The sequence below is a fragment of the Bradyrhizobium sp. USDA 3311 genome (genome assembly GCF_054062495.1).
The window spans coordinates 6,419,633-6,442,837 of sequence record NZ_JBSSFI010000001.1 but is presented as its reverse complement, the minus strand read 5'-3'; the positions used below and the strand labels follow the sequence as shown (position 1 = coordinate 6,442,837).

The window sequence follows — 23,205 nt, the reverse complement described above, 5'->3', positions numbered from 1 at the left end:
CGCCTCCGTGCGGTGCGCTAAATTGGCTGCTCCCGGACCCGGAGAGCGACATGAGCCTGTTCAGCACGCCGTTCGATCCCCAACGCGACACGGCGCTCGTCACCGGCGCGGGCAATGGCATCGGCCGCGCGATCGCGCAGGCGCTGGTCGGCGAGGGTGTCCGGACCGTGTTCGCCGATGTGAGTGCGGAACGGGTCAGTGCCGCGATCGGCGCGAGCGAGAGGCCTGGACACGCGGTGCCCTGGGTCGGCGATCTTGCGAGGCTCGACGCCTGCGATGCGCTGCTTGCCGCCTCACATGCCGCGCTGGGCGAGGTGACGCATTTCGTGCATAGCGCTTCGCCGCCGCGACGCGAGGCCGATCATGCGCTCGCGGTGGATCGCAGGACCTGGCAGGAGATGCACGCCGTCAACCTCGATGCGGGTTTTCACCTGGCGCGCGAGATCGCCAAGCGGCTGATCGCGGCGAAGCGGCCCGGCTCGTTCCTGTTCCTCACCTCGCTGCATGCAGGCACGCCGCGCAACCTGCCGCATTACTCGACGGCGAAGGCGGGGATGGCGATGCTGGTGAAGGAGCTGGCGAAGACGTTCGGACGCCACAACATTCGCGTCAACGCGCTGGTGCCCGGTGCGATCGCTGCCGGCGGTTTCGTCGCGGATGCCTCGCTGGCGCGGCACATCCCGCTCGGGCGTCTGGGCGAGGCGAAAGACCTCGCACCGATGGCGCTCGCGGTGCTGTCGAACAAGCTCTCCGCTTACGTCACCGGCGCGGCCTTCGTCGTCGACGGCGGATTGTCGCTGACGAACTGGTTCGAGGCGCCGGTGCTGGAGTAGCTTAGCGCTGCCAGGCCGGCACGGGATCGAGCGGCGTGCGATAGAGCTCGTTGTGATCGCGGTCGGTGACGCGCACCGCGCAACCCTTTTGCTGAAGCTCCGGCTTCACCTGCGACAGCTCGTTGGCCAGTTGGTGGGCGCGATCGGAGGCGACCTCGATATCCTCGAGGATGATTCCGCCCTGGTTCTTGAACTCTTCACCAACCACAAGATCGAAGTAGTAGTAAGGCATCCGAATTCCCCGGTGTTACGACCCAAGTCTCGACGACAAGTCTGGAAAACAAGTCTTCAACGGAAGTCTCAACACATCCCGGATGGTACCACTGAGTCGATCTTTATCGAATGAATGAAGCGCGCAATCTCTGTGCTTATGGCGCAGAAATGATGTGCAGCATGCAGGCGCGTTAAGATTTTATTAAATATGTCAGCGTGATCATGAGGCATGGAATTGCAACAGAACCGGGCTCCGGGAACCGGCAGTTGCAAGAGAAGGCCGTCGGCATAGATCCCGACGGCCTTTTCTCTCTTGGCCTATTCGTTCGTCGTAAGACGATCGAAGCATCGATCTCCGTAGTGGCCCGGACTCAACGCATCGCATCGAGTCGGACAGGTTGCAGCGACGCTGCGTTACCGATGCTGTGCGATCGCCCGGCGTTGGTCTAGAGCCTTTCCCGTTCCGATGGAATCGGAACGGGAAAGGCTCTAGATTCTTGTTTTGACGCGTTTTCTTTACGCGAACCGGTATCCACTTCGCTCGAAAACGCTCTAGCGCAGCGGCATTGGCGGACGCACGACGGGTCCATCGTCATCGGCAACGGCTTGTGTCGTGGCGGCCGGCGCGACCGGCGGTGGGGCCGCGGCAGCCTGTGACGGTGGCGGCGGAGACGCGGCCGGTGCGGGCGAATACGCCGGCATGTAGGTCTGCGTCACGGCCGGCTTCGGCTTGCGAACCGGTGGAACCGGAGGCCGCGGCGGTAGCGCGGAAACGCGCGCGCGCGGATCGACCGGCATCGTCGCAGCCATCGGCTTCGGTGCGGACGGCTTCGCCATCTCGCGCGCCATCTGCTCCTGTCCGGCCTTCAACTCGGCGATATTGGCCTTGAGCTGCTCGATCTGCTGCGCCATCGCGGCAAGATCCCGCGTCATCGATTGCACCGACTGAGCTGCTTCGAGCGGCGCTGCTGCGGGCACGGCCGGAGACGCAGACTGAGTCGCTGCCGGCGTCGGGGATTGGTCGGCTGTTTGATCGGTTGCAGCTTCCGCCGCGGGCGGGGCGGACTGCGCAGCGGCGGCCGGCGCCGTCTGTGACGTCGAAGGCATCAGCGACGCCAATACGGGTTTCCAGTCGGCGAGCATTTGCCTCGCCACGTCGCCGTGCCTCTCCCAGGCGATGGTGGCAGCCGCGCTGCCGCCCGCGAACAGAAACGTGACGAAAGCGCCGCGCAGCCACTTGCCGGCGGCGGATCGCTTCTGCCGGCCGTGACCGTCGCCGGCCGTTACGCGCACCGCGGTGTCGACCGAGGGCATCGCCGGCTGCGGCTCCACAACAGGACTGAACTTCGGCTCCGGATTGATTCTGGGCCCGGGCGCGAATTTCGGCTCCGGACGCGGCGTGATGTCAGGCGCCAGCGCGGGGGCAGCGCCGACGGGGCGCGAGGCCAGCACGATATCCGGCGAGATCTGAACCGCGTCGTGCGGATCGTTGTCCTTGACCGTGTCCTTCACGATCTCATCGACGATTTGCTTGCTGTTCAGCATCGCGAGCATCGCAGCTCCTTTGAAGCCTTCGTCGTCCGCATTGGCGCGAGCCGATCTGTTGAGGTGAGCCCCATCCCAAGTCTGATGACGCACGAGTCCAGCCGGGTTTGACCAAAGCAAGGCGAGGGGATGGAGATGATGCGACGGTCTTCTGCCGTTTGTGGTGATGGAACTCCGCCGGAAAAACACGCGGACGTGTTCCGCATTGCCTTGTTTTCAGCACGATTTGGGCAATATCTGACGCTGCTGGGGGTGCTGCTATCCGCTATCGGGGGGGCCGGCGGTGCCAAGATCTGTTCTCGCTCTTTTCGTTGTTGCCATGCTGCCGCTCGGCGGCTGCATGCAGACGACGCTTTCGCCATCCACGGATGCGAGCATGACGCCGCGCGACCGGCAGTTGCTCGCGCATACGCCATACGCTCAGGCGAACGTGCCCGAGCAATATCTCCGTCATATCGTCGATTACCAGCGCAAGGAGCAGCCGGGCACGATCCTGGTCGATACCGATGCGCGCTACCTCTATTTCGTGCTGCCCGAGGGCAAGGCAATCCGCTACGGCGTCGCGGTCGGCGAGGAGGCCATGGCCTTCTCGGGCGTCGCGCGCGTCGGCCGCCTGGCGGAATGGCCCGATTGGGTTCCGACAGCGGACATTCAGGCACGGCTTGGGCCGTATCCGGCGCGCGTCGCCGGCGGTCCCGCCAATCCGCTGGGCGCACGCGGCATCTATCTCTTTGTCGGCAACAAGGACACGCTCTACCGCATCCACGGCACCAACCAGCCCGAATATATCGGGCAGGCGATCTCATCAGGCTGTATCCGGATGCGCAACGAGGACGTGATCGATCTCTACGACCGGGTGAAGCTCAATTCGATGGTCGTGGTGCTGCCGCCCGGGCAGAACGCGCAGGTCGAGACGGGCACGCGCTGGCGCGGGTGACCAGCGCGTCACGGCGCTGCCGCTCGGGCCCTACTCCCCGGGCCGTGCGATGCGCCATTGCAGCGTCGTGGCGTTGCCGTTGGCATCGCCCGGCGCCTTGTCGGCGGGTGACGTGTAGAGGGGGCGATAGCGGTATGCCCACATCCTGCTGCCGTCGTTGCGGCTGATCACGGTGAAGTCGCCGACGGCCTTGGCGTCGGCCGTTGCGGCGAGCGGAACCCAGCTTTCGGCGCACTTGCCGTTGCAGTTCGACGTCTTGCCGGTGGTGTCGCGCTCGTAATAGTAGAGCGTCATGCCCTTGGGATCGACGAGCTTGGGACCCTGCTTGGTGATGACCACCTTCGCCGGCGCGGTCGTCGCCTCGGGCTTGGGCGGAGGAGGGGTATCGCCGCCGCCATGGCCGTTTGCGAGCGCATGGCCGGTCGAGAGCGCGATGGCCGCGGCCGCAATGAGGAACCTGAACATCCGAAACTCCCGAACGGCAAAGTTAATCGCGCGTTAAGCGCCGAATGGGGCCGACGGTAGCAGCCGAAGGTTAGTTCCTGGTTTCGCGGCGCTGCGACAATTACGGGCATGAATGCGGCTTAGGCCTGCACATCGCGGAGCGGGGCGCGGCTGAGCTCGTTGCCGGCAGCGATCGCCTTGCGCATCAGACGCATCAGCTCCTCGCCTTCCCTGGCGCTGAGGCCGCGCAGCATGATGCGCTGTGCGGACTCGACCGCCGGCGTGATCTTGCGCAGCGTGCGCCGGCCCTCGTCGGTGACCTCGAGCTCGCGGGCGCGGCGGTCGCGGCTCGAGGCGCGGCGCTCCGCCAGCCCCTTCTGCACGAGGCGATCGATCACGCCGGTGATGGTGGTGCGGTCATAGGCGATCAACCCTGCGAGCGTCACCTGATCGAGCCCCGGATTGGCCTTGATGGTCGCGAGCGCGGCGTATTGCACCGGCGTGAGGTCGAAGCCGGCATCCCCGACCTCGGCCAGGAAGACCGCGACCGCGATCTGCTGGAAGCGGCGCGCCAGATGACCGGGCATGTCGTTGTTGTCTTTCACCGAATTCTCCTGAGGTCACAGGGACGGCGGGATCCGTTGACAAGTATACTGATAGTCAGCATACTGAGCAATATCGAAGAAGACGTTGACGGGAGAGGTGCTCATGCAATTCCATCTCAATGGATTTCAGCCGGGCGACCCTGAAATCGCCGATCCCGCTGAACGCGTTCAGGCCCCCGGTGCCGCGGGCGGCGTGCCCGACGAGGTCGACGTCCTCATCGTCGGCTGTGGGCCCGCAGGCCTGACGCTCGCGGCCCAGCTTGCCCAATTTCCTGACATCAAGACCTGCATCGTCGAGCAGAAGCCGGGCCGGCTGTCGGTCGGCCAGGCCGACGGCGTCGCCTGCCGCACCATGGAGATGTTCCACGCTTTTGGCTTCAGCGAGCGCGTGCTGAAGGAAGCCTATTGGGTCAACGAGACGACGTTCTGGAAGCCGGACGAACGGCGGCCCGAGACCATCGTCCGCAGCGGCCGGGTGCAGGACGTGGAGGACGGGCTGTCGGAATTCCCGCACGTTATCCTCAACCAGGCGCGCATCCATGACGGCTTTCTCGACGTCATGCGCAAATCGCCGGCCAAGCTCGAGCCCTATTACAGCCGCCGCTTGCTCGACCTCCAGGTCGATCCGGCCGCGGGGCCTGCCGACCATGCCGTGACCGTGCGCCTCGAACGCGTCGACGCCGAAAACGAGGGCAAGGTCGAGACGATCAGGGCGCGCTATGTCGTCGGCTGCGACGGCGCGCGCAGCACCGTGCGCAAGTCGATCGGCCGCGAACTGCACGGCGATTCCGCCAACCACGCCTGGGGCGTGATGGACGTGCTGGCGGTGACCGATTTTCCGGACATCCGCTTCAAGGCCCTGATCCAGTCGGCGAAGGACGGCAGCCTGCTGATCATTCCGCGCGAAGGCGGCTACATGGTGCGCATCTATGTCGAGCTCGCCAAGCTCGACGTCGGCGAGCGCGTCGCCAGCCGCAACATCACCGCCGATGACGTGATCGCCAAGGCGCAGCGGATCCTGAAACCGCATACGCTTGACGTGAAGGAGATCGCCTGGTGGTCGGTCTACGAGATCGGCCAGCGCCTGACCGACAAGTTCGACGACGTGCCGGAAGCCGAGACCGCGACCCGCCTGCCGCGCATCTTCATCGCCGGCGATGCCTGCCATACCCACAGCCCGAAGGCGGGGCAGGGTATGAACGTCTCGATGCAGGATGCCTTCAATCTCGGCTGGAAGCTCGCCGCCGTGCTCCACAAACAAAGTGCGCCAAGCCTGCTGCATTCCTATTCGGCGGAGCGCCAGGCCGTCGCGAAAGAGCTGATCGACTTCGACCGCGAATGGTCGGGGATTCTGGCCTCTGCGGCCAAGGCCGGTGGCGCCGATGCCGCCATGACGCAGGACTATTTTGTCCGGCACGGCCGCTATACGGCCGGCACCGCGACGCATTACACGCCCTCGGTCCTCACGGGGGCCTTGTCCCATCAGCATCTTGCGGAAGGCCTCGTGATCGGCAAGCGCTTCCATTCCGCGCCGGTGATCCGGCTGGCGGACGCAAAGCCCGTTCATCTCGGCCACGCGGCGCAGGCCGACGGACGCTTCCGCATCTATGCATTTTCCGGCGCGGAGAATCCGGCGGCGGCCGGCTCCGCCATTCGTGCATTGTGCAATTTTCTCACCGAGGCAGGGGAATCGCCGGTGAGACGATATACCCCGGGAGGCGCCGACATCGACGCCGTGATCGATCTGCGCGCGGTGTTTCAGCAAGATCATCGCGAGCTTGCGATCGAGGCGATGCCACCGCTGCTGCTGCCGCGCAAAGGCCGCTACGGTTTGCTTGACTACGAAAAGATGTTCTGTCCGGATTTCAAGAGCGGTCACGATGTGTTTGCGATGCGCGGCATCGATCGGAAGGCCGGTTGCATGGTCGTCGTGCGGCCGGATCAATACGTCGCGAACGTGCTGCCGCTCGACGATCTTGCCGGGCTCGCGTCGTACTTCGACGGGTTCATGCTGCCGGTGAATTGACGTTCGCCGTGTTGCGCTCGTCGTACCGATGAACGGCGGATGAATATTGAACTCCGCGCGCATTCAATCTTTCGGCTGATGCGGCAGCTCTAGGAGGAACGCTCGTTCCTTCTGCGCGTTCCGACTCGCAGAGGAGGAATACGCCATGAGACTCAGAAGCATTTTGGTTGCAGCACTGCTACTCGCCCCGACGGCCGCGCTGGCCGCGCCGGGCATCGTCACCGTCTCGACCGGCTTGCGCGCCGGACCGGGGTCGGGATTCCCCGTGGTCGATCGCATCCCCGAGGGCGCCCGCGTCAACATCCATGGCTGCCTGCGCGGCAATGCCTGGTGCGACGTGAGCTTCTCCGACGATCGCGGCTGGGTGTCGTCGCAATATCTCGAATATCTCTACCGCAATCACTACGTCTATCTCCCCGACTATGTCGACGAGATCGACGTGCCCGTCGTGCCCTTCGTGCTGAGCTCGTACTGGTCGAGCTATTATCAGGGGCGGCCCTGGTATCGCCGCCATGCCTACTGGAATAGTTACTGGAGCTCGCACGAGCGCTTCGCGACGCGGATGACGATTGATCCGAGTGCGGCCCGTATCGGCCGTGCGGCGACACGCGATGCGGCGATCGCACTGGGGCGCAATGGCGCGAATACAAAGGGCGCCGCCGCGATCTCCGGACGCGATGCCGTGACGGCACGGCATGACGCAGCCATCGCCAAGCGCGACGCTGCGGTTGCGGCCGACCGGACTCGCGTCGGGCGAAGCGATCGCCTGGTGAATGCGCGGACGACCGTGCAGCAGAACCGCAACCCGCGCGACGCGCAGGCGCGCATGATGCACGAGCATGCGGCGAGCCGCGCCGCAACGCGTGCGCAGCCGCAGCCGCAGCCGGTAACGCGTGCGCAGCCGATGGCGCGTGCTCATGAAGCTCCGCGCGTGTCGGCCGCGCCTGCGGCCCGGCCCGCGACGCCGCATGTGGCGCAGCCGAACGTCAGCCATGGCGCGCCGATGAATGCCCATGCGCAGATGCCGGCGCCGCGCGCGGCAGCACCTGCGATGCCGCATCCGGGCGGCGGTGCTCAGCACATCAACGCCGCTCCGCGTGGTGGCGCGCCGGCCGGCGGTCCCGGTGACGGTCACGAGAAGCACTAACGTCATTGCGAAAGCCCGGCCCTCGCGCCGGGCTTTCTGTTAGTCGGGTTCCCTGCGCGTACAATTTAAGAAAGTTCTTCGCGGGCAGATTTCATCGATCGTAATATGTCTACCCAAAGCTGTAAGCATCCACTCGGGGCAGCGGGGCACGGGAGGATGACGATGAGACAGAGCCAGGCGGAGACGCGCCGCCAAAATGTCGCGAAGCGGTCCATGACGAAAGAGGTCAAGCAGTTGACCGGCTTGATCGCCACACTGCGCGAGTCGCTCGAAAGCATCCACAAGCAACGGGCGAACGCCAAACTCTCCGGCGCCGAGATGGGTCTTCTCGACGAACGGCGCAACAATCTGCTGCTTACGATCGCGGCCCTGGACGATCGCCTGTCGGCGGTGCAGGGGCTGATCGATCTCGGCCGTCCGCACATCATCCGCGTCCATTAGCGGAGTTCGGAGGTGGCGCGATCGGTTCCGTTGCTGATGTGACGGGCCGGCCCCCAGCTGCCGAACGCGGCACGCGTTCGATCCGGTCACCCGGCTGCGGGTGCGCCGGTGCGATGCTGCCTGCGGATGGCACCAAATTGCCACGCTCCCGGCGAATTGCCGCCAAAGCCCGCTGCCACGAGGAAGCGGGTGCAGGGGCAACGCAAGGGGACACGCATTGGCCTACAAAATGATCGCAGAACGCGACAACGAGAAGTACAGTTTCGCCCGCGAGAGCCGCCTGCTCATCGTGGCGAAGGCAAGGGTGTGGGCGAGCGAGGGATGGCGGGTCGTCATCACCGACCAGGACGGCAAGGCCTACGCGCCGCCCGAATTCGATCAATTGCTGGCGGCGTGACCGCAAGACGGGGCTAGGGGACGACATTTGACTTCGCACTTTCGGCCAGGGCGCGACCTGATCGCGCCCCTGATGATTCTCGCAGCCGCCGCCGCACTGACGGCGACGGTCGCATCCGCTCAAAATCTCGATGCCGGCAAGTCGGCCGAAAAGCTGTTTGCCGATGGTTGCGCGACCTGCCACCGGAGCCCGCGCGGTCTTGCCAAGGGGCGCTTCAGCCTGACGCTGTCATGGTTCCTGAAGGACCACTACGCGACCAGCTCTGACTCCGCCAAGGCGCTCGCCGCGTATCTGGAGTCCGTCGATGCGCCGCCACCGCGAGCCGCGGCCAAGCCCGGCGCAAAATCCTCCCGATCCGCGCCGCGTCCGCCCAAGCCAGTGACAAGCCAGTAGCCAGCGCCGACAAAAAGGTCGCTATCCGCGCCGATAGGTCTGCGCGATCAGCCGGCCGTGCACGGCGCGCAGCTCGGCGTTCATGCGCGTCTGTCCGGTCGTGACATAGGACAGCCAGGCGCCGTCGGCGGCGAGGCGCACGACATGGAGCTCCGGCGTGCCGTCGGTCGCGCGATGCCGCTTCAGGCGTGCCTTCATCCAGTCGTTCCAGAGCCGGCGCAGTGACGGATCGGTGACGACCACCATGCTCAGCGCCGCCCAGGGCGTGGTGAAGCCGAACGCCTTGCCGGTGAACACCGCATTGACATAGGCGCGCGTAAAGCTGCCGCGCGGCTTGGGATCGGTTTCGATTGCGGCGTCGATCTCGGCATCGACGTGGGCGAGCAGATCGGCGAACAGGCCCTCGATCAGCGCCTGCTTGCTGCCGAAGTGATGAAACAGGCCGCCCTTGGTGACGCCGGCCGCCGCCGCCACGGCCTGCACCGTGATGCCGGAGACGCCATGGTCCGTGGCAATGGCCGCAGCGTGGTCGAGCAGGGCGCGCCGCACCTGCTCGGGCTGCTTGGCGCGGCTATAGGCGCTGGCCGGCATCAGTGCACCATCGTCTCCGAGAACAGGTTGATGATGACGACGCCGGATACGATCAACCCGATGCCGACGAACGCCGCGGCGTCGAGCATCTGGCGGAACAGCACGAAGGAGACGGTGGCGGTCAGGATGATGCCGACCCCGCCCCAGATCGCATAGGCGATGCTCAGGGGGATCACCCGGATCGCGACCGACAGCGCGTAGAACGAGGCGACGTAGAACAGCACCATGGCGAGCGTCGGCCACGGCCGCGTGAACTGTGCGGATTGCTGCAGGAAGGCGGACGCGATGACCTCGGAGACGATGGCGAGGGCAAGCGCGGTGTAGGCATTGAAGGCGGAGGTCATGGCAGGCTCGGGCGTAGCGCAGGAAAGATACCGCGCGGTAGGTATGTTTAGCACGTGGAACATCGCTCTGCTGGTAGCTGCTATCACATGTGAGTGACGAGGGTGCGACACGGACGCGGACGTGATGTTCCGCGGTCTGTCGCCGATGACGCGAAGCCGCCGCGCGATGAATCGCGCAGCGGCTCAATGGCATCGCGGCGGCTCGACGTGGCGTCAGTTGATCCGCACGGAGAGTTCGACATCCTCGGCAAAGGCCGTGGAGATGTAGCCGCTGCCGGGCATGCGCACGCGCGCGAGATAGTCGGGGCTGTCGTCGGCATTGTCGGCGACGATGATCGCGCCCGGCTTGAGATGGCCCTCGACCAGATCCAGGATCTCAGGGTAGAGCGCCTTGGCGCCGTCGAGCAGCACGAGATCGATCGTGTCAGGGAGATCGGCCTTGAGCGTCTTCAGCGCATCCCCTTCGCGGATTTCGACGAGATCGAGCAGCCCGCCGGCCGAGAGGTTGTCGCGTGCCCGCGCTGCCTTGGACGGCTCGAACTCGCTGGTGATGAGACGGCCGCCGCCATTGTCGCGCAGGCCCGCGGCGAGGTGCAGGGTCGAGATGCCGAAGGAGGTGCCGAACTCGACGATCGTTCTGGCGCGGGAGCTGCGCGCCAGCATGTAGAGTAGGGCGCCGGTCTCGCGGGATACCGCGAGCGGGACGTCCTTCAGGCGTCCGTAGAGGTCGGCGTAATCGGTCTTGCTTCGCATCATCCGCGCCCGGTCGGCGTCGGACAAATCGGCGACGGCTGCGAGCGTTGCGCCCCGTGTTGCCTCGGCCTCGAGGAACAGGCGGTCCAGCAGCGGCGCAAGCGATGTGATGGTTGGGGTGGTCATTCGTTGCCTCCAGGGTTCGCGAAGAAGCGCGTGCTTGCGCGAAGACTGAAATACGACTAATTCGTCGCATTTCCTATTCGCATTCCCCAGGCGCGCCATGGCCGATCGTCGAAGCCGTTCAATTTCCTCGCGAAAGCAGCCGCAACAGGCCCGCTCCACGGGGCTTGTGGCGGCCATTCTGGATGCGGCTGTTCAGGTCCTGGCGAAGGAGGGCGCGCAGCGTTTCACGACGGCGCGGGTGGCCGAGCGGGCCGGGGTGAGCGTCGGATCGCTCTATCAATATTTTCCGAACAAGGCGGCGATCCTGTTCCGCCTCCAGAGCGACGAGTGGCAACGCACGAGCGAGCTCTTGCGCGGCATCCTCGCCGACCGGACGAAGCCGCCATCGGCGCGGCTGCGCGCGCTGGTCCACGCTTTCATTCGCTCCGAGTGCGAGGAGGCTGCGATCCGCACGGCGCTCAGCGACGCCGCGCCGCTCTATCGCGATGCGCCCGAGGCACGCGATGCGCGGGCCGCCGGCAAGGGCATCGTCGCGGCCTTCATGCGGGAGGCGCTGCCCAAGACATCGGATGCGACGCGCGCTCTCGCCGGCGAACTGATCACGACGACGCTGAGCGAGGTCGGCAAGCGCTTCTCGGAGACGCCGCGCAGCGCGGCGGAGATCGCGCGCCATGCCGAGGGGCTCGCCGACATGTTCTGCGCCTATCTCGGCGAGCTGGCACGGCGCCGAGATCATTGCTGACATCCGCGTTTGCACCCCAATATCGTTTCGGATTTCGCCGGATGATGAGGTAGCCTCGCAACATCTTTCGTCCAGCCATCGAGCGCCGCGCCATGCATGTCCTCCGTCCCCAATTCCGCATCGAGGAGCAGCGCGCGCTGGAATTCGCTGGGCAGCGCGGCTTCGGCGTGATCGTTGCGGCGGATGAGCGCGGCCCGCGCGCCTCGCACGTGCCGTTCGTGCTGGATCAGCGCGACGGGCAAGTCATCGTGCAGATGCATCTCACCGCAAAGAATCCGCTCGTGCCGCTCGCGGACGGTACCAGGCGTTTCCTGCTGATCGTTGCCGGCGACGATGCCTACATCTCCAACGACTGGTATTCCTCGCGCGACAACGTCTCGACCTGGCTCTACGAGGCGGTGCATCTGTCGGGCGTGGCGCATCTGCGCGGGCTCGACGAGAACCGCGGGCACGGCGATGCGCTGCTCGCGGTCGCCGAGGCGCGGTTGCCGAAGCAGCCCTGGGACCTCGCGCAGATGGAGCCGGACAAGCGCGAGAGCATGTTGGCTGCGATCCGCGTCATCGATCTCGTGGTGGACCAAATCGAGGGGCAGGCCAAGCTCAACCAGCATAAGAGCGATGCGGACCATGTCGCGGTCGCCGACCACCTGGCGAGGTCGGAGGAGACCGGGCACCGGCGGCTGGCGCGGAAGATGCAGGCGCTGCGGCCGGAGCTTGGGTATGAGAGGCCCTAGACTTGTCGCCCGGATGGAGTGCAGCGAAATCCGGGGGGCTAACCGCGCGGCGCCAGTCCCGGGTTACGCTGCGCTCCATCCGGGCTGCGCTTGCTACCTTGCCTCGCTCGGCATTTAACCTTACGGACCGCCCCATGCTCGTCATCTCCATTCAAAGCCAGGTGGTCCACGGCCATGTCGGCAACAGCGCGGCCGCCTATGCCATGCAGGCGGAGGGCGTGAACGTCGCGGCGGTGCCGACGACGTTGCTGTCGAACCATCCACGCTATCCGAGCCTGCGCGGGCGGGTGCTGGAGACCGAGCTCGTCGCCGATCTCCTGAAAGGTGTGGAGGAGCGCGATCTCGTCGACGAGGCCGCGGTGCTCGTCACCGGCTATCTCGGCTCGCCCGGCAATGCCGCCGTCGTCGCCGATTTCGTCGAGCGCGCCTTGAACCGCAATTCCAAGCTCATCTATCTCTGCGATCCCGTGATCGGGGACGACGGCCGCGTCTATGTCGCCGACGGCATTCTGGACGTGGTACGGCACCGCCTGCTGCCGGCGGCGAACCTGACCACGCCGAACCAGTTCGAGCTCGAGCTGCTCTCGGGCATCACGATCGCGGACGCGCAGGACTTGCGTGCGGCGTGCGCGGCGCTGGCGGTGGCCGGCCGCATCGACGTCGTCGCCACCGGTTGCACACTCGCGGATACGCCGGACGGGCAGGTGGAGACGATCCTCTGCGCCGACGGGCAATTGTCGCGCTTTGCGACGCCGCGCCTGCCGATCCGCCCCTATGGCACCGGCGATCTCCTCACCGGCCTGATCGCCGCGCATGTCGCCAAGGGAAAGGCGATGGAGGCGGCGGTGCGGCTCGCGGTCGAGACCATCTTTGCCGTGCTGGTGCGTACGCAGGAAGCGGGATCAGCCGAGATGCGTCTCGTGCCGCTGCCGACGCGGAAGCCGTAACGGTTCAGGTCGCCCGCTTGCCGGCCGATTGCGCCGACTTCTGCGGCTTCGCCTTCTCACGCGCGGCCTGTGCCTTTGGCGGCTTGGCGCTGGCCATGGCCCGCATCTTCTTCGGCCTGGCGTTGGCGGCTTCCCTGCGGTCCGCCGAGCCGCGCTTCGATACATATTCCGCGCCGTCGACCGGGCCGACATGCGGCGGATCGCGGCCGAGATAGGGCCGGCCGATGCCGAGCGCCTTGCCGTTGGCATCGACCCATTTCCACAGCACCTCGGTCGAGACCCAGCGCTGCGCGCGGTTGTTGCCGGCGGTCGAGACGATGTCGGCGGCCATGCCGTGGCCGTAGCCACCGCGCGTGCTGCCGCCATGATAGGAGCGGTCTGAGGCGGCCTTCAGGCCGCTCGCGATCGACTGGCGATAGTCGTCGCGGAACGCGCTGGTGATCCCCGGCGAGAGGCCGGCGGCTTCCGCCGCGAGCAGCGTGCGGAACAGCTTGCGCTTAAAACTCTTGTCCATGCCGCCGATGACGTAATCCATCATCGACATGCCGGCGTGCTCGGCCGCCTTCGGATCCTTCCAGCCGAAGTCCTCGTCGACCAGCTTCGTGAAGCTGCGCATCACCGTGACCATCTTGCCCCTGCGCTTGACGGTGACGGCGCGGCGCTCCTCGACCTTGATCGAATCCTCCTTGGGAGTGCGCTGGTAGAGCGCCCAGAGATAGCGGTCGATGCAGGCATCCATCACGAAGCATTCGTCGAGCACGGCGACGGTGTCGGCGGACGGCGAGGCCTTGCTCTCGGTTGCGGCCGGCCCGGTCGCGATCGCCGCGGGCGACAGCGCGTCGGTCGCCACGATCTCGGTGGGATCGGCGGATGCGAGCTTGACGGGCTCCTGCACCGGTACGGCCTCGCTGACGACGGGCGCCGGCTCGGGCAAGATCTCCGGCGCGGGCGGCGTGCTCGGCAAGATCAGCGCGGGATCGGCCGAGGCGAGCTTGATGGCGGGGGCGGGCACTTCGAGCACTGCTGCTTCAGCGCTTGCCGGCTCGGGGGCTTGAGCCACCGCTGCGGCGATGTCGGCGGTCAGGGCGATGCCATCTTCGATGGTCGCAGCGCGCGGGACGTCGGCGAGGTCGAGGCGGCCGAGATCCTTTGCGCGTGAGACGGTGGCTGCATTGGCGCCGCTGTTCTCGATGAGGGCAGGGGCATAGGCGGACAGAGAGAGCGCCAGCCAGCCGGCCATGACGGCCGAGGGGCATGCGACTGCCACCAGAAGAGACCGCCGATCGTCCATGATCCCTGCCTCCAAACGGTTCTGTTCGAACGCGTCTCGTCGAACAGTCTTGCACAGAAAGGCACGCAGCGCGTCGATTGTTCGGAGGACGGTGTGGCGGCGCAATGGCGCAAATGGCTGAAAACGGGCTTTTCCGGCGGGTGTTGCGAAGATGCAACGCGAGTTCCATTGCGGCTTCGTGGGGCTTTGGAGCGGGAAATGGCCTGCAAATGCTGCTTTCATTGTCGTCAAATTGAGCCGGCTGAATTCACTCAATCTTGGATTGCGGTCTGGCATTCCTCTCGCACCGGTAACGTCCGGTATTCGTTGGGAAGGACACGAGTTTTGAAATTGAAATGCCTGTTGGCCGACTTTGCCGCCGATGAATCCGGCGCCACCGCGATCGAATACGGCCTGATCGCAGCGGGGATCGCGCTTGCGATCATCGAGATCATCTACGCGCTCGGCACCAATCTCGTTGCGAAGCTGCAAGCGCTGGCGACCGCGTTGAAATAAGTTATTCGTCATGCTGACGCGCGAGGCGTGCGGCGTCCGGCCCGCGCTTCGTGACGATCATGATGCGCCCCCTCTGACAGGGCCGGGTAGGCTTGTCTGTGCGCATCGTCTGGACGCGGTGTTTTCGCTGCAACCTTGCGGCGGCTTGCGCGTTGGTGCGGCCATGACGCATTCCTCACTTCGTCCCATGGACGCCTTCGACCCCACCGAGCCCGCCATCCTGCACGATCTTCTCTCCGACAGGATCATCACCTGGACCGCCGAACAGGCGGATGATTATCGGCGGGCCAGCCGGCCGCGCGACGATGGAACCGTGGCCTGGAAGGCCTATGTCTTCGACGGCTGGGGCAATGTGCTCGGTGGCTGAGCAGCGCCTATAAAGGCGTCATGTCGCAGCCGGCAGGGATTCGGCCAAGGCCTTGTGCGCATTAAACATATCGCCATGCGCCAAGCGCGTTGTTGCAATGCAGCGGCGCATGTCGCAATGCAGCAAATCAGGTTTAGATGTGCTCCGAAACTTCCTCCTGGAGCATCATCAATGAACAAGAAGACTCTGTCGATCGCAGTCGCCGCCCTCACGATTGCGGGCTCGACTGCCACCTTCGCCGCCGAGCTGCCGGCCTATGAGGCCAACGGCTTCCCGGTTTCCCCGTTGCAGGTTCGCGTGCTCGGTGCCGCGCATGTCGAGCAGCAGGCCTCGGCGCCCGCCACCAGCGTGACGGCGCTTCAGGCCAGCGTTCTGTCGCCGCGCAAGGTGAAGACCGCGACCGTGGGCAGCGCCCGCTAAGCTTCATGCGACAGGCACGGTGCGTGCGCATCGTGCCGCTGTCGCGTGCATGAATTCGCAACCGTCGGGTTTCAGAATTTTCCGCGTCACGTTGGAACCGCGCTCCTGCAGGAGCGCGGTTTTTCTTTGCGGGCGGGACCAGCGCGTTTTCGTCGTGCGTGCGCGGATCGAGAAGCCGGCGCCGAAAAAGAATCGCGCGATGGCTTCGTTGTGTACGGCGGTTCAAGACGAGTGTGATCTCCTTAATACTTGTTTCGGAGATCACGGCGCCTGATGCGCGCGCCGCATATTGAGCGGCCAATTCTGGAATCATACTGGAGGCCGTTTCATGCCCGTTGCGCAAAAAGCCGTTGTTGCCAGCACCTCGCCGCGTGAGTTCATCATCAGGCATCTTGCGCTGTCCGCGGCCGCCGCGTTGTTCGTGTTCGTGCTGAGCCTGACCTACGGCCTCGATCTCAGCCCCGGGTTTTTCTGATAGTCGCGCAAACTTGACGGCGAGCGGCCGTAGAGCTCGGCGAACGCGGCGTTGAAGCGGCGCAGGCTGCCGAAACCGGCCAGGAACGCGATGTCGGTCATGGTGTGACCGCCGGCATCGAGCAGGCGTTTTGCGCGCTGGACGCGCAGCGTCCTGGCAAGCTGCTGTGGCGTTGCGCCGACGTGGCGCTCGAACAGCCGCGCCAGATGACGCGAGGAGATGCCGAGCCGCATCGCAAGCGTCACCACGGAAGCCTCGTCGAGCGCGCCCTCATTGATGAGCTTCACCGCCCGCGTGACCGTCGAGCGCGTGCCGTTCCAGGCCGGGCAGAACGGTGCGGTCTCGGGACGACAGCGCAGGCAGGGCCGGAAACCCGCGGCCTCGGCTGCAGCTGCCGTTGGATAATAGGCGACGTTGCGCGTCAGCGGCTGCTTGGCCGGGCAGACCGGGCGGCAATAGATGCCCGTGGTCTTCACCGCCGTGAAGAAGCAGCCATCATAGCGGGGATCGCGGCGCAGGCGCGCGGCGTCGCAGGTCGCAAAGCTCAGCATGGCCGGATGATAGCGCAAGCCCGTGCGGGCGGAAGGGCCGCGCGATGACCGAGTCCGATTGTGGCGAGCCGCGACGCGCATGGAGGCCTAGAAGGCGGCTCTCAATTCAATGCAGCCGGAGAGCCCGCCGTGACCTGCCCGAAAGACGTCGTCCTGAACGGCTGGAAGACCTTTTCATCGCGTGACGCCGAGCGCATCGCCGCGCTGTTCACCGACGACGCGGAATGGATCGCGCCGAAGGGCAACGCCACCGCGGTCGTGCTCGATCACACGGACCACATGCATGACGAGTTGCTACGGGAATCTTCGCGTCTCCGCCGCGTGCCAGACCTGCAACCGCGTGGGTTGAGCGGATGAGCGCGCTGACATAAGGCTTGCCGATGGATCAGCGGACGAGCGGCGCTGACGCTCTCATTCAGAAGAACGACGCGGCACCGGCGCTTCTCGGCGTCGTCTGCGGCCTGTCGGCGGCGCTGTTCTGGGCGCTCGGCTTTGCCGGCACGCGGCACGGGCTGAAGGTCGGCTTCGCGCCGGTCGATCTGCTGGTGCATCGCTACGTCTGGTCGGGCATCGTGTTCCTGCCGCTGGTAGCCCGCGCCGGGATCTCCGATCTCTGCGGTATCGGCTGGGGCAGGGGCCTTGCGCTGATGGTGCTTGGCGGCCCCGTGATGTCGCTGATCTCCTACACTGGCTTCCTGTTCGTGCCGCTCGGCCACGGCAGCGTGATCCAGCCGTCCTCCGCGACGCTCGGCGGCCTGCTGCTCGCCGCCATGTTCCTCAAAGAGAAGATCTCCGCCTCGCGCGTTGCCGGTGCCATCGTCATCGTCGGCGGCCTCGGCGTGATCGGCGCCGAATCGATCGGCCATATCGGCGCCGACGGCGTGCAGGGCGATCTGATCTTCGTGCTGACCGGATTGATGTTCGCAGGCTTTGGCGCGCTGCTGCGCCACTGGCGCGTCTCCGCCGTCTCGGCGGCGCTCGTCATCAACGTGCTGTCGCTGCTCCTGCTGCCGGCCTATCTCCTGACCGGCGGGCCCGCTCGCGTCGCTGCGATCGGCGTGACGGAGAATGCGATCCAGGCGCTGGCGCAGGGTGTGCTCGCGGGGCCCGCAGCGCTCTATCTTTTCGCCGTCTCGGTCCAGCGGCTCGGCGTTGCCCGCGCGGCGGTGTTCCCGGCCTGCGTGCCGGCGCTGACGCTGCTCACCGGCTGGCTCCTGCTCGGCGAGCCGCCGACGATGTTGCAGACTGCGGGCCTCGTGACGGTGCTGTGCGGGTTTTATCTGGCGCAACGGCAGCGGTGAACGCATCGGCGCAAGCCGAATGGAGCGCAAGCGAAATCCGGGGCTGGACGTGCGGCACTATCCCTGATTGCGCGACGCTCCATCCCGGCTACGCTCCCGGGCACGCCGCAACTTGACGAGCCCGCCATGACCTTCCTGCTCAACATCGACGTCCCCGACGTCGCCGCCGCCACGAATTTCTACACCGAAGCGTTCGGGCTGACGGTCGGCCGCCGCTTCGGCGCCGACTTCGTCGAACTGCTCGGCTGGCCGGCGCCGGTGTACCTGCTGACCAAGCAGGCCGGCACGTTGGGCGCCGGCAGCGACCGCCGCCGCTACGAGCGGCACTGGACGCCGTTGCATGTCGATGTCGTCGTTGACGATGTCGATGCCGCCGTCGCGCGCGCGGTGCGCGCCGGTGCCTTGCTCGAGGCGCCCGCGCGCGATGCGCCGTATGGACGGATCGCGATGCTGGCCGATCCGTTCGGGCACGGGTTTTGTCTGCTGGCGTTCAGCGCGAAGGGATATGACGCGCTGCTGGGCGCGTAGCGCTAGGCCTTCTTCACGAACTCCGACTTCAAATTCATCGCGCCGATGCCGTCGATCTTGCAGGCGATGTTGTGGCCGTCGGTGGCGTCCTGGAGGCGGATGTTGCGGACCTTGGTGCCGCCCTTGACGACGGAGGAGGAGCCCTTGACCTTGAGGTCTTTCATCACGATGACGCTATCGCCATCAGTCAGCACGTTGCCATGGGCATCGCGCACGCCCGCCTCCTGCGGCGCATCCGCCGCAGCGCCGGCCGTAGCGCTCCATTCATGGGCGCATTCCGGGCAGACCCAGAGATCGCGGTCCTGATAGGCGTGCTCCGACTGGCAGTTCGGGCATTTCATGGCGTCGGGCATGGCAGGTCTCGTCTCGGGTGGCGTTGCGCGGCGCACCGTAGGGGCGGAACCGGAGAATGCAAGGGAAAGCTGGGGCGTGCGCGTGCAGGCGGCTGCCTGCCGGTGCGATGTCACCGAAACAGCGCAACGAAGATGACGTAGAGCCAGCCCAGGATGCCGTGGATGATCGCCCACAGGATCGAATGGTTGTTGGTGTAGGAGATCGCGATGGCGAGCGCCGAGCCGAAGCCGACGCCGTATTTCGCGCCCTCGACGCGGACGCCGTAATAGCGGTTGCCGTTCATGGTGATATCTCCCCGATCGTGGAATGGGCGCAAGCGTATGCGATGTCCGTCATCTTCGCGATGGGCATCGCGTCACCCATCCCGTGAGGCCATGATTCCGTCAATGCCGGCCGCCGTGACTTGAGGTGCATCAACCCCATTGCGCGAGCCGCTCACTATCCTTCTCGAGGAAGATCTGCGGAGGGCGCGATGGACGATCTGATCAGACAAAAGATCCAGACCTTGCTGGACCAGCACCGCACCATGCGGATCGCGACGCTGCGGCCGGACGGCTGGCCGCAGGTCACCACCGTCGGCTACGCGAACGAAGGCTTCACCATCTATTTCCTGTGCGGCATCGACAGCCAGAAGGCGCAAAACCTGTCGCGAGACGATCGGGTCTCGCTTGCGATCGATGACGACCCGGCGCAGGTGATGGAGATCACCGGCGTGTCCATGGCGGCGCGGGCCCGAATCCTGACCGATCCGGCCGAAGCCGAGAAGGCGATCGGCCTGCTGATGGCACGCTATCCGGAACAGAAGGCCACCGGCCTCGCCGTGCCGAAACCGTCCGAGGTTCGCCTGATCGCGCTGACGCCGACGGTGATCTCGCTGCTCGACTATTCCAAGGGATTTGGCCACACCGACCTTGTGGCGTGCTGAGGGAGTTGTCCTGCCGGGATCCGCTCTCTTGATGCAGGTCAACCTGGTCTGCTCGCACCGACCTACGCTTCGAGTTACGCAGCAATGGCGAGGTGAAACCATGTCGCGCAGCGTTCGAATCTATATCGGCCTCGGCCTCCTGATCCTGTTGTCGTTGCTGTTTCTGTTCAGCGTCGTCCACACGGCCGCGGGGGCATCGAGGCCTTCCTCACGCACGGCAGAGGAAGGACATCGCCTGGCGCAGGCGTGGTGCCAGACGTGCCACGCCGTGGAGCCGCACATGGCCGGATTCTTCGACCTGGCTCCGAGCTTCCAGGCCATCGCCGATCGGAAAGGAACGACCGCGCTGTCGCTCAAGGTGTTCTGGCGGACCAGCCACCAGAACATGCCCAATCTGGTGATCTCGCCGGAGCAGGCCGAGGCGCTGTCGAGCTACATTCTGAGCCTGAGAGGCGATTGAGCGCGCTCCCGGCAAAAATGTTGAAAACAACCCCATGCACAGTAGAAATTGCCAGCGATTTCAATTGTTCTGAAATACCGAAGTGAATTTGACCCGTCGGGCAAGACAGGGGTATGATGGCACGGTGGGCAGGTGCGGCGGCTGAGGCTCGTAGCCCGCCGCGAGCCGCTCACGCGTCCACGAGCCCGCCACGCGAACCGCAACTAGGACAGGTTGAGCGCCGATGACATCGATCATCGCTGCGTGCCGCGCCCGAAATTGGGAAAAAATGGCAGAGCTGAGGCTGTCAACGGCAGATCGGGTTAGGAGGCCGCTTACCCACGGAATACACTGATCGCCGTTTGGGGTTCGGGGTCATGTATTGGGAGGGACTGATCATGGCAAGTGTTGAACAATTGCGCAGACGGGACGGGGTGAACCTGGTCCAACTCGAGGCGGACATTGCATCGGTCCGCGCGGGAAGCTCGATCGCTTCAATTGCTCTTCCTGATTACGTCGAGCACACCGAGGGGGTCACGCGGGTCGGCGCGCTCAGTGCAGAGGCGGTGGTTCGCGACTATGAGTCCGCTGCAAAGGAGATCGAGGCCATGGGCGCCGAGCTGATCGACGCCGCGCAAAAATGCGAGGCGCTGACAGCCCAGGTCCACGATGCCATTGCCTTCATGCGCGAAACGGCGGCGGGGTATCGTGAAGAGGGGCGGAAGATCTTCAAGCGCATCGAGGAATGCGCGCTGTTCACGGAGGACGTCCGCAGGACATGCGAAGAGGTCAAGCGTCGCATGAAGGACGTCTCGGTCGGCGAGGCCCCCGATCCGGATGAGGAGCTTGCAATGCCAGAGCGCGAGCTGACCGGGATCGCGGCCAAGGTGTCGGTGTGCGAGGTCCGGTGAGGCGGGCGTAGAGCGTCGTTCGCGGGATGGGGTGGGCGCCAGCGCTCCCCCGTCCTGCGAGCCGCCGGCTCAGCCGCCCTAACTGCTTACCAATCCGGATCGCCGTAAGGGTCGGCCATATAGGGCGGCGGCATCCAGGGGCCGCGCGGCGGCGGCCTGGGCCGCCGAGGTGCGGCCGCCTGCACGTGCGGCCGTGCAGGCGCGGCCGTATCGTTGTTCACCACGCTCCGCACGACGGGTTTCGCGGCCGCAGGCGTGGACGACGCCGTCAGTTGCGTTTGCAGCGCCTGGACCTGCGCGGCGAGGCGCGCATTGTCCGCCGCATCCTTCTGCTGCGCCGCCTTGAGCTGTTGAATGGTGTCGGCCTGCTCGCGCAGCGTCTGCTCGTTGCGGCTTTTCAGTTGCTCGAGCTTACCGTTGATGTTCGCAAGCTCGCCCGTGATGGTCTTGAGCGATTGCGCAAGATCGGACGATGACTGGTCAGGCGGTGTGGCGCCAGGACTCGGAACGCCAGGTGCTGGAGCGCCAGGCGTTGGAGCAGCGCTTTGCGTTTCCTTGCCGGGCGGCGGTGCGGGCACCGGACTGGGTTCATCCGCCGCCGCCAGGTGCAGTGCCGTCGGCTGCGCCGGAGTTTCAACCGCGGCCGTTTGCCGGGGCTGACTGGCCGGCGGAGCCCATCGCGCCATGATCGACTTGCTGATCGACCTGGCCTCATCACGATATTGCGAAGCGAAGGCGGCACCGAGAATGCCGATCGCCAGCACGAGGCCAACCAAAGCGCGCAGCATGGTCCGATCTCCTTTCAGGCCTTGATCGCGAACGTTGCGATCCGGCGCCTTGTCCTTAGGGGGCTCGGCTGCTGTCGTACCGGCGCTGGCTTGCGAGGTCCGTAGGGCCTCGCCGCCGTGTTCCATTCCGGAAACCAGCCGGTCCAGCCGCGCAAGGTCTTCATTGGCGCTCTTGATCTGGTCGTAGGCCCGCGCCAGTCCGCCATCGGCGCGCACCTCGCCAGGCTTGTGGGCATCGGGCTTCTGGACATCAGGTTTGGGGTCGTTCGCTTCAGGCATCGATGCGCGCTCCATCCGGTCGGGCGTTCATGGGAGTGCGGCAGTCCGATCGTCGGAAGGATAGGCCTCACATTTGTCCAACACAACGCGCGTGCGAAGGAGAAATTATGGCGGGCCACGGTTGCTGAAACAGCCGTGCTCCCCCAGGAATCCCTGCGACGTGCTATGCTGTCGGGGGAGGAAGCGCCATGAGGGTCCCCACCGCGATACTCGCCCTGCTTCTTTCAAGTCCGGCCGCCGCCCAGGAGTGCCAGACATGCGCGATGGCCGACGCCTGCATGAAGGAGTACGTCAAGACGACGTCGGAGGCGCAAAGGGCGACCAGGCAGGGCATCCGGGATTGGAAGCAGAATCTGGACAAAAAGGCCTCTGCAGAACTGTCCAGCAGGGGCATACTCGCATTGCAAGACGCCATGGAGGCACAAGTTCGGACGGAGCTGGAGCGCCTGAAGGAGTGCCTGGCGAAGATCAGGTAGGGCGGGGCGCAAAGGAGGATCCGATGAAATCGCTTCTGCTGCTCACCGCGAGCGGTCCGCTGCTCATTCTCACCTCGCACCAATCCCTGAACGACCAAAAGCTCCTTGGGGTGCTCAGGCAAAAAGGTATTGGCAAGTTCGTCGCGTTCGAGGTTCCCTTGTCGCTCGCCAGGGAGCGCTACGGCGGGCACTTTCACGCGGTCGAAAGCAATCTGCACGAGACCGATGATTTGAGAGTGCTCGACTTCAACGGCCAGCGGGTCTTTCAGCTCTTTCATTTCGAAGAGCTCGGTTCACCGATGCTGATCGAATCCTCGTGATCCGGTTTTGTCTCGCGGCGTGATCCGCTTCGAAAGACCCATCATCCCGGTGCGGCGGCGAAAGGGG

The 23,205-nt window shown here is 65.4% G+C and carries 34 protein-coding genes; 22 read left to right on the top strand and 12 right to left on the bottom strand.

Features of this window, described 5'->3' with window-relative positions; all coding sequences use genetic code 11:
- Positions 1-50 precede the first annotated feature (50 nt).
- Positions 51-833, top strand: coding sequence for an SDR family NAD(P)-dependent oxidoreductase (locus ACVWW6_RS31065; protein WP_456681973.1), 783 nt, complete (start codon positions 51-53; stop codon positions 831-833).
- A gap of 1 nt (position 834) precedes the next feature.
- Here ACVWW6_RS31065 and ACVWW6_RS31060 read toward each other — a convergent pair whose 3' ends face one another.
- Positions 835-1,065 (bottom strand): DUF6894 family protein, encoded by a 231-nt coding sequence (locus ACVWW6_RS31060; protein ID WP_028171187.1) that lies wholly within the window; start codon positions 1,063-1,065, stop codon positions 835-837.
- 533 nt (positions 1,066-1,598) lie between these two features.
- Positions 1,599-2,600 carry a hypothetical protein gene (locus ACVWW6_RS31055; protein ID WP_456681972.1) on the bottom strand — a complete coding sequence of 334 codons (1,002 nt, stop codon included), beginning with the start codon at positions 2,598-2,600 and terminating at the stop codon, positions 1,599-1,601.
- A 274-nt stretch (positions 2,601-2,874) separates the two neighbouring features.
- Between ACVWW6_RS31055 and ACVWW6_RS31050 the strand changes: the two genes are divergently transcribed.
- Positions 2,875-3,528, top strand: coding sequence for a L,D-transpeptidase (locus ACVWW6_RS31050; protein ID WP_011086992.1), 654 nt, complete (start codon positions 2,875-2,877; stop codon positions 3,526-3,528).
- A 30-nt stretch (positions 3,529-3,558) separates the two neighbouring features.
- Here ACVWW6_RS31050 and ACVWW6_RS31045 read toward each other — a convergent pair whose 3' ends face one another.
- Both ACVWW6_RS31045 and ACVWW6_RS31040 read right to left on the bottom strand, forming a co-directional pair.
- Positions 3,559-3,993, bottom strand: coding sequence for a COG4315 family predicted lipoprotein (locus tag ACVWW6_RS31045; RefSeq protein WP_028171189.1), 435 nt, complete (start codon positions 3,991-3,993; stop codon positions 3,559-3,561).
- 119 nt (positions 3,994-4,112) lie between these two features.
- On the bottom strand, positions 4,113-4,577 hold the full coding sequence (locus ACVWW6_RS31040; protein WP_011086994.1) for a MarR family winged helix-turn-helix transcriptional regulator: 465 nt from the start codon (positions 4,575-4,577) through the stop codon (positions 4,113-4,115).
- Between the two features lie 103 nt (positions 4,578-4,680).
- Here ACVWW6_RS31040 and ACVWW6_RS31035 point away from each other — a divergent pair, with 103 nt between their 5' ends.
- The 5 genes from ACVWW6_RS31035 to ACVWW6_RS31015 all read left to right on the top strand — a co-directional run bounded on the left by ACVWW6_RS31035 (position 4,681) and on the right by ACVWW6_RS31015 (position 8,981).
- Entirely contained in the window at positions 4,681-6,603 is a 1,923-nt protein-coding gene (locus ACVWW6_RS31035) for an FAD-binding monooxygenase (RefSeq protein ID WP_456681971.1), read from the top strand.
- A 145-nt stretch (positions 6,604-6,748) separates the two neighbouring features.
- Positions 6,749-7,750: an SH3 domain-containing protein gene (locus ACVWW6_RS31030; RefSeq protein ID WP_456681970.1), complete on the top strand. Its 1,002-nt coding sequence runs from the start codon at positions 6,749-6,751 to the stop codon at positions 7,748-7,750.
- A gap of 162 nt (positions 7,751-7,912) precedes the next feature.
- On the top strand, positions 7,913-8,191 hold the full coding sequence (locus ACVWW6_RS31025; protein ID WP_028171192.1) for a hypothetical protein: 279 nt from the start codon (positions 7,913-7,915) through the stop codon (positions 8,189-8,191).
- Between the two features lie 217 nt (positions 8,192-8,408).
- On the top strand, positions 8,409-8,588 hold the full coding sequence (locus ACVWW6_RS31020) for a hypothetical protein (protein ID WP_028171193.1): 180 nt from the start codon (positions 8,409-8,411) through the stop codon (positions 8,586-8,588).
- Between the two features lie 72 nt (positions 8,589-8,660).
- A complete protein-coding gene (locus tag ACVWW6_RS31015; RefSeq protein WP_011086999.1) occupies positions 8,661-8,981 on the top strand; it encodes a hypothetical protein in 321 nt (106 codons plus the stop codon).
- Between the two features lie 21 nt (positions 8,982-9,002).
- Here ACVWW6_RS31015 and ACVWW6_RS31010 read toward each other — a convergent pair whose 3' ends face one another.
- From ACVWW6_RS31010 to ACVWW6_RS31000, 3 genes are all read right to left on the bottom strand, one after another.
- A complete protein-coding gene (locus tag ACVWW6_RS31010) occupies positions 9,003-9,572 on the bottom strand; it encodes a TetR/AcrR family transcriptional regulator (RefSeq protein ID WP_456681969.1) in 570 nt (189 codons plus the stop codon).
- Positions 9,572-9,916 (bottom strand): DMT family transporter, encoded by a 345-nt coding sequence (locus tag ACVWW6_RS31005; protein ID WP_456681968.1) that lies wholly within the window; start codon positions 9,914-9,916, stop codon positions 9,572-9,574. Before ACVWW6_RS31005 ends, ACVWW6_RS31010 begins: the two co-directional genes overlap by 1 nt.
- 213 nt (positions 9,917-10,129) lie before the next feature.
- Positions 10,130-10,795, bottom strand: coding sequence for an O-methyltransferase (locus tag ACVWW6_RS31000; protein ID WP_011087002.1), 666 nt, complete (start codon positions 10,793-10,795; stop codon positions 10,130-10,132).
- A gap of 97 nt (positions 10,796-10,892) precedes the next feature.
- On the opposite strand from ACVWW6_RS31000, the gene ACVWW6_RS30995 reads away from it, so the two are divergent.
- The 3 genes from ACVWW6_RS30995 (at position 10,893) to pdxY (ending at position 13,218) form a co-directional block, all read left to right on the top strand.
- Positions 10,893-11,537: a TetR family transcriptional regulator gene (locus tag ACVWW6_RS30995; protein ID WP_456681967.1), complete on the top strand. Its 645-nt coding sequence runs from the start codon at positions 10,893-10,895 to the stop codon at positions 11,535-11,537.
- Between the two features lie 92 nt (positions 11,538-11,629).
- The gene (locus tag ACVWW6_RS30990; protein WP_456681966.1) at positions 11,630-12,271 is read left to right on the top strand and encodes an FMN-binding negative transcriptional regulator; all 642 of its coding nucleotides are present in this window, start codon (positions 11,630-11,632) and stop codon (positions 12,269-12,271) included.
- Positions 12,272-12,405: 134 nt separating this feature from the next.
- Complete coding sequence (gene pdxY / locus ACVWW6_RS30985) at positions 12,406-13,218, top strand: pyridoxal kinase (protein WP_456681965.1); 813 nt, start codon at positions 12,406-12,408, stop codon at positions 13,216-13,218.
- A 4-nt stretch (positions 13,219-13,222) separates the two neighbouring features.
- Here pdxY and ACVWW6_RS30980 read toward each other — a convergent pair whose 3' ends face one another.
- Positions 13,223-14,509, bottom strand: a complete 1,287-nt coding sequence (locus tag ACVWW6_RS30980) for a hypothetical protein (RefSeq protein ID WP_456681964.1) — start codon at positions 14,507-14,509, stop codon at positions 13,223-13,225.
- Positions 14,510-14,839: 330 nt separating this feature from the next.
- Between ACVWW6_RS30980 and ACVWW6_RS30975 the strand changes: the two genes are divergently transcribed.
- The 4 genes from ACVWW6_RS30975 to ACVWW6_RS30960 all read left to right on the top strand — a co-directional run bounded on the left by ACVWW6_RS30975 (position 14,840) and on the right by ACVWW6_RS30960 (position 16,266).
- Complete coding sequence (locus ACVWW6_RS30975) at positions 14,840-15,004, top strand: Flp family type IVb pilin (RefSeq protein ID WP_202633019.1); 165 nt, start codon at positions 14,840-14,842, stop codon at positions 15,002-15,004.
- 163 nt (positions 15,005-15,167) lie between these two features.
- Complete coding sequence (locus ACVWW6_RS30970) at positions 15,168-15,371, top strand: hypothetical protein (RefSeq protein ID WP_028171201.1); 204 nt, start codon at positions 15,168-15,170, stop codon at positions 15,369-15,371.
- A 171-nt stretch (positions 15,372-15,542) separates the two neighbouring features.
- The gene (locus tag ACVWW6_RS30965) at positions 15,543-15,791 is read left to right on the top strand and encodes a hypothetical protein (protein WP_304553128.1); all 249 of its coding nucleotides are present in this window, start codon (positions 15,543-15,545) and stop codon (positions 15,789-15,791) included.
- A 328-nt stretch (positions 15,792-16,119) separates the two neighbouring features.
- Entirely contained in the window at positions 16,120-16,266 is a 147-nt protein-coding gene (locus ACVWW6_RS30960; RefSeq protein ID WP_202633018.1) for a hypothetical protein, read from the top strand.
- Here ACVWW6_RS30960 and ACVWW6_RS30955 read toward each other — a convergent pair.
- On the bottom strand, positions 16,233-16,817 hold the full coding sequence (locus ACVWW6_RS30955; protein WP_304553131.1) for a bifunctional transcriptional activator/DNA repair enzyme AdaA: 585 nt from the start codon (positions 16,815-16,817) through the stop codon (positions 16,233-16,235). The genes ACVWW6_RS30960 and ACVWW6_RS30955 overlap by 34 nt on opposite strands.
- A gap of 129 nt (positions 16,818-16,946) precedes the next feature.
- Between ACVWW6_RS30955 and ACVWW6_RS30950 the strand changes: the two genes are divergently transcribed.
- The 3 genes from ACVWW6_RS30950 to ACVWW6_RS30940 all read left to right on the top strand — a co-directional run bounded on the left by ACVWW6_RS30950 (position 16,947) and on the right by ACVWW6_RS30940 (position 18,646).
- Positions 16,947-17,174, top strand: coding sequence for a nuclear transport factor 2-like protein (locus tag ACVWW6_RS30950; RefSeq protein WP_304553132.1), 228 nt, complete (start codon positions 16,947-16,949; stop codon positions 17,172-17,174).
- Positions 17,175-17,197: 23 nt separating this feature from the next.
- Positions 17,198-18,118, top strand: a complete 921-nt coding sequence (locus tag ACVWW6_RS30945) for a DMT family transporter (RefSeq protein ID WP_456681963.1) — start codon at positions 17,198-17,200, stop codon at positions 18,116-18,118.
- Positions 18,119-18,244: 126 nt separating this feature from the next.
- Positions 18,245-18,646, top strand: coding sequence for a VOC family protein (locus ACVWW6_RS30940; protein ID WP_456681962.1), 402 nt, complete (start codon positions 18,245-18,247; stop codon positions 18,644-18,646).
- A gap of 2 nt (positions 18,647-18,648) precedes the next feature.
- Here ACVWW6_RS30940 and ACVWW6_RS30935 read toward each other — a convergent pair whose 3' ends face one another.
- Both ACVWW6_RS30935 and ACVWW6_RS30930 read right to left on the bottom strand, forming a co-directional pair.
- Positions 18,649-18,999, bottom strand: coding sequence for a zinc ribbon domain-containing protein YjdM (locus tag ACVWW6_RS30935; RefSeq protein WP_028171207.1), 351 nt, complete (start codon positions 18,997-18,999; stop codon positions 18,649-18,651).
- 110 nt (positions 19,000-19,109) lie between these two features.
- On the bottom strand, positions 19,110-19,283 hold the full coding sequence (locus ACVWW6_RS30930; protein ID WP_018644642.1) for a hypothetical protein: 174 nt from the start codon (positions 19,281-19,283) through the stop codon (positions 19,110-19,112).
- 189 nt (positions 19,284-19,472) lie between these two features.
- Here ACVWW6_RS30930 and ACVWW6_RS30925 point away from each other — a divergent pair, with 189 nt between their 5' ends.
- The 3 genes from ACVWW6_RS30925 to ACVWW6_RS30915 all read left to right on the top strand — a co-directional run bounded on the left by ACVWW6_RS30925 (position 19,473) and on the right by ACVWW6_RS30915 (position 21,275).
- Entirely contained in the window at positions 19,473-19,925 is a 453-nt protein-coding gene (locus tag ACVWW6_RS30925) for a pyridoxamine 5'-phosphate oxidase family protein (RefSeq protein ID WP_404522472.1), read from the top strand.
- 100 nt (positions 19,926-20,025) lie between these two features.
- Positions 20,026-20,385 carry a cytochrome c gene (locus ACVWW6_RS30920; protein ID WP_246740263.1) on the top strand — a complete coding sequence of 120 codons (360 nt, stop codon included), beginning with the start codon at positions 20,026-20,028 and terminating at the stop codon, positions 20,383-20,385.
- 377 nt (positions 20,386-20,762) lie between these two features.
- Complete coding sequence (locus ACVWW6_RS30915; RefSeq protein WP_028171210.1) at positions 20,763-21,275, top strand: hypothetical protein; 513 nt, start codon at positions 20,763-20,765, stop codon at positions 21,273-21,275.
- A gap of 86 nt (positions 21,276-21,361) precedes the next feature.
- Here ACVWW6_RS30915 and ACVWW6_RS30910 read toward each other — a convergent pair whose 3' ends face one another.
- Complete coding sequence (locus ACVWW6_RS30910) at positions 21,362-22,342, bottom strand: hypothetical protein (RefSeq protein WP_370204407.1); 981 nt, start codon at positions 22,340-22,342, stop codon at positions 21,362-21,364.
- Between the two features lie 188 nt (positions 22,343-22,530).
- Between ACVWW6_RS30910 and ACVWW6_RS30905 the strand changes: the two genes are divergently transcribed.
- The gene (locus ACVWW6_RS30905; protein WP_011087017.1) at positions 22,531-22,818 is read left to right on the top strand and encodes a hypothetical protein; all 288 of its coding nucleotides are present in this window, start codon (positions 22,531-22,533) and stop codon (positions 22,816-22,818) included.
- Entirely contained in the window at positions 22,797-23,138 is a 342-nt protein-coding gene (locus ACVWW6_RS30900) for a cytosolic protein (RefSeq protein ID WP_246740261.1), read from the top strand. Before ACVWW6_RS30905 ends, ACVWW6_RS30900 begins: the two co-directional genes overlap by 22 nt.
- The last annotated feature ends 67 nt before the right edge of the window (positions 23,139-23,205 follow it).